Below are 14041 nucleotides of genomic sequence, written 5' to 3'. Positions count from 1 at the left end.
CGTAACTTTGTGATCTCAAACAACATAACATTCAGCCTTATGGAGAATACCCGCGTTGTGAATTGCTTTCAAATTCGTAACTTTGTGATCTCAAACAACCTTTCAATCTGCAAGAAAAGTTCGCAGAGTTGTGAATTGCTTTCAAATTCGTAACTTTGTGATCTCAAACAACTAAAGAAGTATGGTTTCAAGGAAGATTGGGGTTGTGAATTGCTTTCAAATTCGTAACTTTGTGATCTCAAACAACCTCTATACAAAGGAAAAAGGTGGAGATATGTTGTGAATTGCTTTCAAATTCGTAACTTTGTGATCTCAAACAACACAGATGAAGATCTTACAGGTACGAGAGTGTTGTGAATTGCTTTCAAATTCGTAACTTTGTGATCTCAAACAACGTGTTCAGGGAAACCCCAACCCTAATTGGGTTGTGAATTGCTTTCAAATTCGTAACTTTGTGATCTCAAACAACCTCAATCTTTAAAAAGAGATTGATTGTCTGTTAGTTATCGTAAAAGTTCAAAAAGAAAAAACCTTCTCTTTTATTCTATCAAGGGAATAAAAAGGAAGGTTTTTCGTTTTCTAAAATTTAAAAAAGAGAGAGTTGAATGCACTCCTTTGGAGGAGCTTTTTTCGCCTGACAATAGAAGATTTCTATTCCTTCAAATTGCTTGTCGGTGATAGTCAGTATAGCTACTTTTCCATAAGGAGGTAGCCATTGCTTGACACGGTTGATATGTACCTCGGCATTCTTCTTGCCAAGGGGACATGCCGCTCATCGCAGCTGATAAGGATTACATTATTCTTCATGAGTTCCTGTATCAGCTGGTGAGAGAGGGTAATTTGGTAATGATCAAGCATCAGTAGCCCTATATCTTCTATAGGGACACTGCCTTTTTCTTCTTTGGTTTCAGGGTCAGTAACCTTTAATTGTTTGTCTTTCAGCTTCAAATAAGCTGGGTTACCTATATAAATAGAACGGTATAACATAGCTTATTGATGTTAAGTATTTTAGGCTTTACTAATATTCCCTAAACGGTCTACTTTTAGTTTGATACAGACTTCTTTTATTTGAATTCCTTCCAGACTTGCTGTTTTAGTATCATAAGAACCAGATAATTTATCTCCTTTTCTTTGCAAATCAACTTCCTTAGGGAAAATAGCTTTTGCAATTCTATTAGGCGTAAAATAACAAGTAGAAGAAAAATCATTTACATTATATATCCTCTCTTTTTGTTCTTTAGAAAGGTTTCGGAAATCAATATTTTCTATGATTTCTCCTTCTATAGGGACATATACCAAGTCATTGGGAGATAGGCTAAAGAGCAAGAGGTCTCCTTTTTCATTATACTCAGGGACAGAGGGCAGACCTTGTTTCTGGCGTTCAATCACTTCATTGAGCGGAATAGTTGCGAAGGAACGCTTAGCCCCTTGATATATGCCAAAATATAGATTAGAAGCTCCCTGTACATATTTTTTATATTTTCTACCTTTTTCTCCTAATGCAAATCGACCACTTCCCTTTTCATAGATTCTTACTTTATAGATAGGTTTATGAGGCTTCCCATCATTATAAATAGATAAATTTTTATTAAGTTCTTCTAATCCTTCGGGGGAAAAGGCTATTTCTGGACTTCCTTTATACTTAAGATAATTAAGTAGTATCTTTTGAATTCCTGTGTCTGTAATTTTTTTTATTCTTTTGTCATCAAAACTACTATCAACAGTTTTTCTAGTAGCAGTAAGTATATCATTCTTAGTTATTTTTTCTCTATCTAAATAAATTTTACCTGAAATGGTTTCCTCATGCAGAGGTTTTCGGATAGCCCAGTTAGTACCCTCCTGCTTGACCATTTTCTTAATATACTTACCATTTTCTTCTACCCAACGTTCATAATAGTTGGTGGCTTTGTTAATCACACGTAGGTTTTGTTTGAAACTTACCACAATATCTTCTAAGGCAACTCGTACTTCTTGAGTAAAAGTATCCCAAGGTTTTTTGAATATCCAACTATAGTTTCCTTCACTTCTATTATTGTACTTTTTGATGCAAAGTTTTTCTCTAAGTTTGTCACGTTCTTCTTGTTTTTCCTTTTTATCTTTTTCCTTCTCCAAGGCATGTTGGTTGTTTATATAGTTAATATGCTCTCGGGTAGTACAAGCTATAATTATGGCATCCATAGCGTGATGACGATGATCTATACGCTTCTTTTGGAAACTCTTAAATTGATCATTGATAGGAACTACGGGAATTTTCTTCTGTTTTTCTATACTATATATTGTAAATTTTTCTTTTTGTAACAAATTATTCATTCGTTCAAAACGAGGCAAGATAAGGTTATCCCATATATCATTAAGTCCCCAATCCTGTCTGAGGATAGAGGTAATTTTACCTGTGCATAGAATAACATTTTTGGAATGAACCCCTTCGTCTTGCTCATCTGAACGTACTATCTTAGAAAGAATTTCCGAAATAAACTTACTGATGTAGCACGTATCATTCATTTGGCGAGCAACCATTTTTTCAGGAATTTCTTCTAAAAGAAGTTTCTTTGTTTTTTCAGGGTTGTTACTATAATGTTCCTTTATAAATGTTCTGTATTGTTCCTCGGTAAATATTTTTATGGTTTTATTTTCCTTGGAGAGTTCTTTAACTATTCTTCCTCCTTGATTTTTAATGAATTCTAAACCTAATTGCCGGTCTTTGTAAGGAGCTTTATTTACAATAGATTCACAGACGACTTTATTAGAAAGACTATCGTCGAAAAATCGACTTTGTGGGATAATATGTTCTATTTCATAATTATCTGTAAAGAGATTTTCGGGGGAGATAATCTGTCCTGTGTAAGGGGATATATGTTTCTGTTCCAACCATAGTTTATATTTTTCCTGATGTGTAATAGAGTAAGCTCTTGTATTATACTTTTCCAATTCTTTAAGTTTTTCCTTAATAGATAAATTGATATCTTCATTCTTTTGGTTTTGTTTGGATAGTTTTTCTCTTTCTTTAGCGGTTTTCTTAAGCTCTCTTCCGAGTTCTATATGAATTTCATTAAAGAAACTGGCTTGTCCTTGTCCATATTGTTGCCAAATATCTCTGACTACACGTAAGGTTTCCATAACTACCTGTTCTACTATAGGGTTTCTAAGCGAATGTTGCTTGAACTCATTGAGGTAGGTCTCCAAATCATTTACTGAAGTCCATTTCTCAAGAGAAGAAGCCTCAGCATGTCGGTTATAGACAATATATTGAGCCAGCCAAAGAGGTAAGTCTTGAAAATCAGTTTCCTTTTCAAGCTGATACTTTTCGGCTTTTTCTCGGAGAATAGTACGTATTTCTTCATTTTCTACTCCTGTGATAAGGTCTTCTATACGCTTTTGAGTATTCTTATCAATATGGTTGAAGTCCCAATGAGCGCCAAAACGCATCAGAGGAAGTAGTTTTCGGATAGCTTTTTCGGAAAAACTACCATATTCACTGGGGTAAGGATTGAATTTCTTGAAACTCTCTACAAAAGAATCTTTATCTAAGTGATGTTTTTGAGCAAATTTCTTTAGGCCTTTCTCATATGCGACCTTATCTTTAACCGAATAGATCAAATGCCATAGCAGGTATTCTACTTCTGAGGAAAGGAAATCATCAGGTAAGTTGGCTACTTTTTCTAAATGTCGCTTAAGCTCATATCTGGTCTCATTCATAGGATATTTCTTGGACGATTTTTCTCCTATATCATATACATAGTTCCAGCGATAAGTATCTTTCCATTTCTTCAGCTCACTCTTTAGTGCTTTTTCTTTGGCATTTGGATAAGTTTGGTTAAGGAAATACTTTAGTAATTCCTCACAATCAATCTCTTTTTGAGCCATTAGAAACTCAAAGAGTTGCTGTTTGTCTTCTAAGGTCTTTATAAATTGATGGGTTACTTCTTGATCACTATCTATCTCGTATATTTTGAGGTTTTGCAACCATTGGAGTACTCTAAACTCTTGATAATAGGGGTTAGATTTGGGGCATACCTTCAAAGGGGCTTCTTTACGAGTATGGCTATCCTTATCTATGTAGGAACGAGATTCCAAGCTACAATTAGCAAGAGTTGATTTCTGCCTGCGCAAAGGGCGTTGATAGAAAATGATATCTTCTACAAGCAAATGTACAAAATCTCTTGCTGCGAGATTTCGCTGTTGTGCTTCATTCTTGCTATAGAGTTCTCGAATACAATCGGCTAACAATTGATCTGTAAATAGTTCAGGCTGTAGAGCTATTTGTTTTTCTAAAATAGCCTTTAGTTCTTCTTTGTAATATTTTCGCTCAATGGTACGGACTAATTTCCCTTTGATTTTTTCATTAGGGTTTTGCAGAATATGATCATAGATATAGCATCCTACTGTTTTATTTCCAATACTATTTTCGGTTTTAATTTTTATCTTTTTGTAGTATTTATCCTGTTCTTTCTTATCCATCTTATCAATTTCATCAAAAGTAGGTAGATATGAAAGTTTTACTTTTTCAGCCCCATTTTTTAAAGAAGTTCGTTCTATTATGAATTCTCTATCCTGATTAATCCAGTTATATACAAAATCATTATAAAAAGCAGCTTGGTATACCAATCCATTTTCTAAAATTATATCATACCAATACTTATTATATTTTTTATCTTTATCTTTCTTAATAACAGATATAATTTTTGAGGAAATAATCTCAAAATCATTCTCCTTATTTCCCTCTTCTTCACGTAATTGATAATACCCTCTCTTTTGGTTGAAGTTCAGAATAATCCAAGCCAACTCTTCTTTGCTGATTTTCTGTGAAAGTGCTTTTTTCCTAAGGTAATAAATTGTCCAGTCATAGGGAATTTTGCTTTCTTCTCCATTCTTTTTAGTATAGAATAAGTCAGGCTGATGTGATTTAAAATCACTCAACATCTCTTGAAAACTATCCATAAAGAGGAATTTCCCTTCGTTATAGGCTATTTTAGGTTCTGTATTATCTACAAATTTGCCATATCTCTTTGAAAAATCAATCTGCTTATCATAGTGAGTAGGCAGGAAGCCTAAAATATGGAGTACCCTATGAAGACGTTCACGACGTAGCAAATGCCGTTCTCGACAATGTCGTGCATTTCTATAGGAGGTTCTTTGAGCAGTCGGAGAAATAGTAATTCCTTTTCCAAAATCACTTAAAACTTTCTGATCCATAGGGATAATTCTACTTCCTGCGGCAATAATTCTTTTTGTTTTTTGCAAGAGATCTAGCTGAATAAGCGCCCAACCAATGGAGTTGGAACCTATGTCTAATCCTAATATGTATTTTATGTATTTCATATATTTAATAAGTTTAATTCGCTACAAATTTAATAAAAAAATTTCATATTTAAGTTTGTTATTTAGAAAAAAAGTTGTACTTTTGTCCCATATTTGAAAGCAACTCACAATAAGGATTATTCCGTTGTGAAAACATCTAAAGGAGCCCCTATAGTAATATAGGGGTTGTTTTTATATCTTTGCACTTTATTTTTCACCTTTCACTATTCATTCTTCACTTCCCATGACAGATACCTATAAAACCATCACTCAACCCGTTACTAACATTATCTATAAGGATAAAAGTAGTAAGTTTATAGGTTATTTGTACCCTATTACTACCGAAGAGGAAGTAAAAATGCACTTGGAGGCCATAAAGAAAGAACACTTTTCTGCACGACATTGGTGCTATGCTTATCAGTTGGGCAAAGAGCAATTTACCTATAGAGCGAATGATGATGGAGAACCCAGCGGCACGGCAGGGCTACCTATCTATAGGCAGATACAATCCTTTGAGCTGACCAATGTCCTACTGATTGTAGTGCGCTACTTTGGTGGGATTAAGCTGGGCGTGGGCGGACTTATTACCGCCTACAAAACCACCGCTCAGCTCACTCTTCAAGAGGCTGAGATAGAGGAACGCACCATTGACCTTACTTACCAAATTGTCTTTGATTATAAGGATATGAATAAGGTGATGAAAATCATCAAGGATAGGAACCTGACTGTTGTTTCCCAGACCTTAGAACTGAACTGTACGCTCCTTGTAGAGGTGCGTAAGGCTGAAGCCAGCTATGTAGAACAGCTTTTTGAGCAGCTTTATGAAGTTACTATCACACCGATAGAGGGATAAAGTTAGTAAAAATTAAATAATAAAAGAATGAACACACAAGTAGAAGATATTTTAGATAGGATATTACAATCTTATTCTCAGGACGTATTTACAAAAAATATTGAATTTATAAGAAAGACGAATGCTAATTTAGAGAATGTAGATACCATACAGAGTATAAAAACATTGGCAATATTATTAGAAGTATTGGGAAATGCAGAATTAGCTTTACAAACCTCTAGTATAATTGATAAAATAGAGTTTACAGGGGATATGCTTATCTGGGAAAAAGTGAGAGATGTTCTGATATTAGAATACTTCATATATCAAGAAAGGAAAGAATTTCAAAAAGCTAAAGCCCTTATGGACAAAATGGCTCTAGTATTTGAAAGAGGAGATGAAGCTCAACAACGTAAATCTAAGAGAATATTGGATAGGGTGCTAAATGGATCTCTATTACATACGGAAGAAATAGAAAATGCAATAAAACGCAATGATATTAAGGCAGAGATTCATCATCATTACCTCCAATATAATATACTTAAATATATGAAAATTAGAGGAGGCTCAGAAGCTTATCCCATTGAAAAGTTGGATCCTATGATTGAGGAGGAAAAGCAATTTATTGCAAAGCATATTGATAAGGCTTTTTTTAACTGAACCTTATTTTGTAAAGAAAATAGTGTTTTTTTATTGACTATTTTGTAGGGAAGACGTATTTTTGTAGATTGCCTACATGGACAAAAAACTATCTGAATAAAAACAGTATTATGGCAGGAAATACATTTGGGCATCTTTTTAGGCTCACTACCTTTGGCGAATCACACGGAGAGGCTATAGGTGGTGTGATTGATGGTTGCCCTGCGGGAATCGCATTGGACTTTGAGGAAATACAAAGGGAGCTTGATAGGCGTCGGCCTGGGCAGTCAGCTATTGTAACCCAACGTAAGGAAGCTGATAAGGTACAGTTTATTTCGGGTATCTTTGAGGGAAAGACCACAGGGGTACCTATTGGATTTATCATAGCCAATACCCAACAACATTCTCAGGACTATGACCACTTGAGGGAGCTATATCGCCCCTCTCACGCGGATTATGTGTATGAGCAGAAATATGGCTTGCGCGACCATCGTGGGGGCGGACGTAGTTCTGCACGGGAAACAGCTGTTCGCGTAGTGGCAGGAGCTATCGCCAAGCAGTTCCTAAAGGGGATAAAAATTACTGCCTATGTATCAGCTGTAGGGGAGTTGGCATTGCCTGAAAAGGATCACCAATTGCTTGATTTTTCCCAAATAGAAAAGAATCCTGTACGCTGTCCAGACCCTGTGTTGGCAGAGCAAATGGAAGCCTATATCAAAGAGGTACGCAAGGACGGAGATACCGTAGGAGGGATTGTTTCTTGTGTCATACAAGGCGTTCCTGTGGGACTGGGTGAACCCGTTTTCGATCGCCTGCACGCTGAGTTAGGGAAAGCAATGCTCTCTATCAATGCTGTAAAAGGTTTCGAGTACGGAGGGGGATTCGCCTCTACTAGAAAAAGAGGTAGCCAAAACAACGATATATTCCTACCTGATGGAACGACTCGTACCAACTACTCGGGGGGCATACAAGGGGGCATTTCCAATGGGATGGATATCTATTTCCGAGTAGCCTTTAAGCCGGTGGCAACCCTTATGCAAGAGCAAGAGACAATCAATAGGGCAGGGGAGGTGGTGCAGTTCCAAGGAAAAGGCAGACACGACCCCTGTGTAGTACCTCGTGCGGTACCCATCGTAGAGGCGATGTCTGCCTTGGTGCTTGCCGATTATTTGCTGATACACAATGCCTATAGGGAGCTTTCTTGAAGCTTTTCCTGAAGCTCCTTGAGTAGGTCTCGATAGTGTGCCGCTTGAATGAAGTCCAATTCTTTGGAAGCGGCTTCCATCAGCTTGCGAGTTTGTTGTATTTCTTTCTCAAGTTCTCCTCTGCTCATAGGTTTGGTAGGGGAGTGTTCTTTCTTTTTCGGGGTATTCTCGTAATGAAATTCTGTAATGGGGCTTTTGCTGAGCGCATTTTCAATCTTTTTATGGAGAGGCTGAGGGGTGATGCCGTGGGTAAGGTTATAGTTCATCTGCTTTTCCCTTCGGTAGGCAGTTTCCTCAATGGTTACGCGCATACTGTCGGTAATTTTATCGGCATACATAATTGCACGTCCGTCTATATTACGGGCAGCGCGTCCTACCGTTTGCGTCATAGAACGAGCTGAGCGCAAAAATCCCTCCTTATCAGCATCCAAGATAGCGACCAAAGAAACCTCAGGCAAATCCAATCCTTCCCTGAGTAGGTTCACTCCTATAAGTACGTCAAAAAGCCCTTTTCTAAGGTCTTGCATAATCTCGATACGCTCCAGCGTATCCACATCACTATGCACATAGCGACAACGTACCTCCATCTTGGTTAGGTACTTAGTCAGCTCCTCGGCCATACGCTTGGTAAGGGTGGTTACCAGTACGCGCTGGTCTTCCTCTACACACTTCTGTATTTCTTCCAAGAGGTCATCTATTTGGTTTTTGCTTGGGCGTACCTCTATCTTAGGGTCGAGCAAACCAGTAGGGCGAATGACCTGTTCCACATATACGCCTCCGCACTTCTGCAATTCGTAGTCTGCGGGGGTAGCACTCACATAGATCACCTGATTCTGTAGCGCTTCGAACTCTTCGAACTTAAGCGGACGGTTGTCCATCGCTGCAGGAAGGCGGAAACCATACTCTACCAAGTTCTCTTTTCTACTCCTGTCGCCCCCATACATAGCGCGTACTTGGGGAACGGTAGCGTGGCTCTCGTCTATCACCATAAGGAAGTCCTTAGGAAAATAATCTATTAGGCAGAAAGGGCGACTCCCTGGGGGACGCCTGTCCAAGTAGCGCGAATAGTTTTCTATTCCAGAGCAATAGCCAAGCTCACGTATCATCTCTAAGTCAAAATTAGTACGCTCTTCCAAACGCTTTGCTTCCAAGGTTTTTCCTACCGATTGGAAGAACTCTATTTGCTTGACCAAGTCATCTTGAATATCACGAATAGCGGCCTGCAGCACATCGGGAGAGGTAACAAACATATTGGCAGGGTAGATATTGAGTTTATCCAAGCGTTCTATGGTCTTGTTCGTCTCGCGGTCAAAGGATTCTATTAGTTCGATTTCATTCCCGAAGAAATGTACCCGAATAGGTGTTTCACTATACCCAGGGAAGACATCAATAACATCCCCCTTTACCCTGAAGTTTCCGTGAAGGAAGTCGGCCGTAGTACGCGCATAGAGGCTTTGTACCAGTTGGTGCATAAACTTGGTACGGGTGAGCGTTTGCCCTTCTTCTATAGAGATGACATTCTTCTGGAACTCCAAAGGGTTTCCGATACCATACAGGCAGGACACAGAAGCTACCACGAGCACATCGCGACGGCCAGAGAGTAGGGCAGAGGTAGTACTAAGGCGCATTCGCTCGATATCCTCATTGATAGACAAATCTTTCTCTATATATACCCCAGTAACAGGGATATATGCTTCTGGTTGGTAGTAGTCATAATAGGATACGAAGTACTCTACTGCATTATTGGGGAAGAAAGCCTTGAACTCATTATAGAGCTGAGCCGCAAGGGTTTTGTTATGCGCTAAAACCAAAGTAGGCACCTGTACCTGCTCTACTACATTGGCTATGGTAAAAGTCTTTCCAGAGCCTGTAACCCCTAAGAGCGTTTGGTATTTTTCTTGGTCATTAATACCATTCACTAAGGAGGCAATGGCTGCAGGCTGGTCGCCCATAGGTTTAAAATCGGATACTAATTGGAATTTCATTTGAGGTAATGTTCGTACATCATCTTAACGCCTTTTTCTAAGGAAACCGAATGTTTCCAACCTAAGTTGTGTAGCTTGGTAGGGTCGGTGAGTTTTTTCATAGTCCCATCAGGTTTGGAGCTATCGAACTCTATTGTTCCCTTGTAGCCAATAGCTTCACGAATCAGTTCGGCAAGAGCTTTAATACTTAGATCGGAACCAGTACCTATATTGATATGAGTATTTCGTATTTCCTTGTTATCGGTAGTATAGGTGTCCTTAAAGTTGATACGTTCCATGATAAACACACACGCATCGGCCATGTCCTCACTCCAAAGAAACTCTCTCAGAGGTGTGCCAGTACCCCAAAGTTCTACTTTGTCCTTGAATATACCATATTTGGCAAGTGCCAAGATAATATCTTCTTGTTTGCTCTCTCCTGTGATATAGCCCTCAATAGGGCGCTTGTTGAGGTCTTTTTTGATTGTCTGCCAATCATTCTCAAGGAGGGCTTTGGCCAAGTGGATCTTACGAATCATAGCTGGCAATACGTGAGATTTCTCTAAGTCAAAATTGTCATTAGGTCCATAGAGATTGGTAGGCATTACTGAGATAAAATTGGTATCATATTGTAAGTTATAGCTCTCACACATCTTGATGCCAGCAATCTTGGCAATGGCATAAGGCTCATTGGTATATTCCAAAGGAGAGGTAAGCAAACAGTCCTCAGGCATAGGCTGAGGAGCTTCCTTAGGGTAGATACAAGTACTACCCAAGAAAAGAAGTTTCTTTACTCCATTCTCATAAGCTGCATGGATCACATTATTCTGAATCATGAGATTTTCATAGATAAAGTCTGCACGATAGGTATTATTGGCCAAGATACCTCCTACTTTGGCAGCAGCCAAGAATACATACTCGGGCTTTTCTTTTTCAAAGAAAGCATTGACTTCTTGTGTATTGCGCAAGTCTAACTCAGTGTGAGTACGTCCTATGAGGTTTGTATATCCCTTATTTTTAAGATTTTTCCAAATAGCCGATCCTACAAGACCTCGGTGTCCAGCTACATAAATTTTCGCATTTTTGTTCATAATAGTGTAATAAGTAAAAAAAATCAATTTAGAATAACCAAGAAAGTATTCTAAATTGATTTTTCATAGTTGTTAGTTTATAAATGATTAATCGTCATCAACTTCCTTAGCACGTTCTTTGATAGCGGATTTCTGTCCTTGTATATCCACCATGTATTCTTGTCCGTTTTCAATGAGTAGTCCTTGGGTAGTTCCTTGAGCATGAAGTACATCCAAGTCAATTACTTGCTTGTCCATAAGGTAGGTTACTGACTCATGAAGGGTATGACCGATGACAAACTTCTTAGCCCCCATATTCTTAGCGATGGCAGCAAACTCATTTTTGTCAATAGTTTCCTTACCATATCCGCGGTACCAGGTAGGACTTTTTCCACGCATATAGACTACAGAACGCAAAGGATCCACCCCTGCTCTGTCCTCTACATTATCGAAGTAGAAGCTTCTGGCGAACTTATTAATACCCTCTACTCCAAGGTTAAGATCACTTACTTCCTTGGAAATACCAGCATGGATAAAGATATAGTCCCCAATCTTTTCTAAGATATTTTTAGTAGCTAACCAACGGCCTAACTCTGTATTAGGTTTGTACAAATCGTAGTATTCTACGCCCATAAGTTTGGCATTTTCAAGGTATTTCTTGCGAGTGTAGCGGAAGTCATTCTTCATATTCATGAGGTCGTGATTTCCTAAGATAAAATGCACTTTTCCCCCTGCTTTTTCTGCTTGTTCTTCCAAAGAGTAGATAAGCCAAAGTGTCTGATTGACTAACAACCCACGATCAAAGAAATCTCCTACAGTTACCAAATGTCCTTTACCAAAAGTCCATTTGTAGTTTTTGTCCATCACTTTGTTGGCGATAAGGAACTGCTTGAATTCCTGATAACGTCCCTCTATGTCAGAGATAGCAATGAGCTTTTCAGGCATTTGATACACAGAAGGTTGGTTCTGTAGTAGCTCCTGTACTTTAAAAGAGAAATGCTCTTTGTTGTCTACATAACATGTGAGTTTTTTTCCTGCAATAGGATTCTTGAACGTCTCACTTACCAGAGTCGCTTGTTGATTTTTTTCAACAATTTGTTTTACCACTGCCTCTGTCTGGGTGTAGAAGATGTAAGGCCCATCAAAATCCGCTTTTGAGGTATCAGCCTTCAACCTTTTCTCAGAATAATGCACTTTTGTCTGTGCATTTACGGATAGATTACTGCCCAAGGTAAGCAATCCCATAGCGGCAGCATACATAAAATTAAATCTTCTCATAAAATAATAATATGAATTTGTGTTTTATTATATTACGTGTTGTATTTTTCCTCTATTTCTTCAGTGCTGATAGGCTCTAAGCTATTCAGATCCGTTTTATATAAGGCATTGATTTTGGAGAAATAGGCATCAATCGTTATGTTGAGCTGTTCTGTTACATTTTTCCAACGAGCTATAAACCAATGAGTGAAAATAGATAGTTTTTCTTTTCTATATTCACTTAAAAGGTCTTCTATTTGGGCTTCCTCAAGAGAGGTTTCATATAAAAGATCTTCCAAGATCTCCTCCTGCGAGGCATACCTATCCGAAGGAAAGTGATTTTCTTCCCTTTCAGTAAGGAGTAGGCATATGTCTGAGATTATTTCACTCTTTTCCCCTAAGGCATAGAAAGAAATAGACATGTCGTCATGGTCATACTCAAAGCAAAAAGCCCTCACATCTGTTTCATCTTTGCCTTCAAGGTAGGGAATGGTACTATTGGTAAGTAACCCTTTCAAATCCTCTTCCATAAGAGGAGAGCACTTTTCTAAGTCACTGATGAAGATATGTCTGAGCTTTTGAGTAAGTTCCATAGAGTCTTTTTTTATTCGAAATAATTCATAATAGTAAAACCACCTTCCTTAAGGTAGGCATCCCGCTTAAAGAGCTTGATATCGGAACGCATCATATCTTCCACCAATGATTTGAGATCATACTGAGGTTTCCAACCCAAGACAGTTTGTGATTTGGTAGGGTCTCCTATAAGCAAATCCACTTCGGTAGGGCGGAAATACTGAGGATCCACTAATACTACAGCTTCATTTTTAGCTATTTTTTCTTCTATATGAGGGAGGTATTTTTCGCCTACTTTTTCAGAGAAAACTACTTTATCCACCGCGGTGATATATCCTTTTTCCTCGATACCTTCACCCTTGAATTCTACGGTGAGGCCAATTTCCTTTCCAGCCAAAGCAATGAAATCACGGATAGCCGTAGTGATACCTGTAGCGATTACATAGTCAGAAGGTGTATCTTGTTGTAGGATAAGGTACATAGCCTTGATATAATCCTTGGCATGTCCCCAGTCACGCTGAGAGCTGAGATTTCCCATATAGAAACGCTCTTGCATACCCAAGGCTACACGGCTTAGGGCGCGAGTTACCTTGCGTGTCACGAAAGTTTCCCCACGGATAGGCGATTCATGGTTGAAGAGAATCCCATTGGAAGCGTGCATCTTGTATGCTTCACGATAATTCACGGTAATCCAGTACGCATAGAGCTTAGCCACTGCATAGGGAGAGCGTGGATAGAAAGGTGTTCTCTCACTTTGTGGTACTTCCTGTACCAATCCATATAGTTCTGAAGTAGAAGCCTGATAGATACGTGTTTTCTCAGTTAGCCCTAATAAGCGTACAGCTTCCAAGATACGTAAGGTCCCCAATCCATCAGCATTACCTACATACTCAGGGGTTTGGAAGCTCACATGTACGTGGCTCATGGCTGCCAAGTTGTAGATCTCATCAGGTTGTACCTCTTGGATAAGGCGGGTGATGTTCATACTATCGGTAAGGTCGCCATAGTGCAAGATAAGATTGCGGTTTTCTAAATGCGGATCCTGATACAGATGGTCAATACGATCTGTATTAAACAAGGACGAACGGCGCTTCATGCCATGTACTTCATAACCTTTTTTTAGCAGGTATTCAGCGAGATATGCGCCATCCTGTCCTGTAATTCCTGTAATGAGTGCTTTTTTTGCCATTAGTGATTTGTTTG

General features: G+C 38.6%; 9 protein-coding genes, 1 pseudogene and 1 CRISPR repeat array (1 of these 11 only partly in view). Of the genes and pseudogenes, 3 read left to right on the top strand and 7 right to left on the bottom strand.

The window, feature by feature from the left end; all coding sequences use genetic code 11:
• Positions 1–469: a CRISPR direct-repeat array (repeat unit 45 nt; unit sequence GTTGTGAATTGCTTTCAAATTCGTAACTTTGTGATCTCAAACAAC) (it extends 614 nt beyond the left edge of the window).
• 272 nt (positions 470–741) lie between these two features.
• Together CAPGI0001_RS06905 and cas9 are read right to left on the bottom strand one after the other, a co-directional pair.
• A pseudogene (locus tag CAPGI0001_RS06905) lies at positions 742–987 on the bottom strand (CRISPR-associated endonuclease Cas1); the annotation flags it as partial.
• Positions 988–1008: 21 nt separating this feature from the next.
• On the bottom strand, positions 1009–5319 hold the full coding sequence (cas9, locus tag CAPGI0001_RS06900) for a type II CRISPR RNA-guided endonuclease Cas9 (protein ID WP_002668361.1): 4311 nt from the start codon (positions 5317–5319) through the stop codon (positions 1009–1011).
• 223 nt (positions 5320–5542) lie between these two features.
• Here cas9 and CAPGI0001_RS06895 point away from each other — a divergent pair, with 223 nt between their 5' ends.
• The 3 genes from CAPGI0001_RS06895 (at position 5543) to aroC (ending at position 7974) form a co-directional block, all read left to right on the top strand.
• Complete coding sequence (locus CAPGI0001_RS06895) at positions 5543–6151, top strand: IMPACT family protein (RefSeq protein WP_002668311.1); 609 nt, start codon at positions 5543–5545, stop codon at positions 6149–6151.
• Positions 6152–6178: 27 nt separating this feature from the next.
• Entirely contained in the window at positions 6179–6790 is a 612-nt protein-coding gene (locus tag CAPGI0001_RS06890; protein WP_002668072.1) for a DUF6707 family protein, read from the top strand.
• Between the two features lie 110 nt (positions 6791–6900).
• Complete coding sequence (gene aroC, locus CAPGI0001_RS06885) at positions 6901–7974, top strand: chorismate synthase (protein WP_002668412.1); 1074 nt, start codon at positions 6901–6903, stop codon at positions 7972–7974.
• On the opposite strand, the gene uvrB is transcribed toward aroC, so the two are convergent.
• The 5 genes from uvrB to gmd form a co-directional block, all read right to left on the bottom strand.
• Positions 7956–9959 carry an excinuclease ABC subunit UvrB gene (uvrB, locus tag CAPGI0001_RS06880; protein ID WP_002668239.1) on the bottom strand — a complete coding sequence of 668 codons (2004 nt, stop codon included), beginning with the start codon at positions 9957–9959 and terminating at the stop codon, positions 7956–7958. The two genes, aroC and uvrB, sit on opposite strands and share 19 nt — an antisense overlap.
• On the bottom strand, positions 9956–11029 hold the full coding sequence (locus tag CAPGI0001_RS06875; protein WP_002668354.1) for a GDP-L-fucose synthase family protein: 1074 nt from the start codon (positions 11027–11029) through the stop codon (positions 9956–9958). Before CAPGI0001_RS06875 ends, uvrB begins: the two co-directional genes overlap by 4 nt.
• Before the next feature lie 87 nt (positions 11030–11116).
• Positions 11117–12286 (bottom strand): metallophosphoesterase, encoded by a 1170-nt coding sequence (locus CAPGI0001_RS06870; protein WP_040359889.1) that lies wholly within the window; start codon positions 12284–12286, stop codon positions 11117–11119.
• Positions 12287–12318: 32 nt separating this feature from the next.
• On the bottom strand, positions 12319–12858 hold the full coding sequence (locus tag CAPGI0001_RS06865) for a hypothetical protein (RefSeq protein ID WP_002668478.1): 540 nt from the start codon (positions 12856–12858) through the stop codon (positions 12319–12321).
• Between the two features lie 11 nt (positions 12859–12869).
• A complete protein-coding gene (gmd, locus tag CAPGI0001_RS06860) occupies positions 12870–14027 on the bottom strand; it encodes a GDP-mannose 4,6-dehydratase (protein WP_002668338.1) in 1158 nt (385 codons plus the stop codon).
• Positions 14028–14041 lie beyond the last annotated feature (14 nt).

Origin of the sequence: Capnocytophaga gingivalis ATCC 33624 (assembly GCF_000174755.1) — a bacterium.
Classification (GTDB): domain Bacteria; phylum Bacteroidota; class Bacteroidia; order Flavobacteriales; family Flavobacteriaceae; genus Capnocytophaga; species Capnocytophaga gingivalis.
The sequence above is the reverse complement of the archived record's forward strand: the minus strand, read 5'-3'. Positions and strand labels throughout refer to the sequence as shown.

Excerpts from the sequence above, each read along its gene's own strand:
- cas9 (WP_002668361.1), bottom strand. The coding sequence starts at position 5,319 with ATGAAATACATAAAATACATATTAGGATTAGACATAGGTTCCAACTCC.
- CAPGI0001_RS06875 (WP_002668354.1), bottom strand. The coding sequence starts at position 11,029 with ATGAACAAAAATGCGAAAATTTATGTAGCTGGACACCGAGGTCTTGTA.
- CAPGI0001_RS06895 (WP_002668311.1), top strand. The coding sequence starts at position 5,543 with ATGACAGATACCTATAAAACCATCACTCAACCCGTTACTAACATTATC.
- CAPGI0001_RS06890 (WP_002668072.1), top strand. The coding sequence starts at position 6,179 with ATGAACACACAAGTAGAAGATATTTTAGATAGGATATTACAATCTTAT.
- CAPGI0001_RS06870 (WP_040359889.1), bottom strand. The coding sequence starts at position 12,286 with ATGAGAAGATTTAATTTTATGTATGCTGCCGCTATGGGATTGCTTACC.
- aroC (WP_002668412.1), top strand. The coding sequence starts at position 6,901 with ATGGCAGGAAATACATTTGGGCATCTTTTTAGGCTCACTACCTTTGGC.
- CAPGI0001_RS06865 (WP_002668478.1), bottom strand. The coding sequence starts at position 12,858 with ATGGAACTTACTCAAAAGCTCAGACATATCTTCATCAGTGACTTAGAA.
- gmd (WP_002668338.1), bottom strand. The coding sequence starts at position 14,027 with ATGGCAAAAAAAGCACTCATTACAGGAATTACAGGACAGGATGGCGCA.
- uvrB (WP_002668239.1), bottom strand. The coding sequence starts at position 9,959 with ATGAAATTCCAATTAGTATCCGATTTTAAACCTATGGGCGACCAGCCT.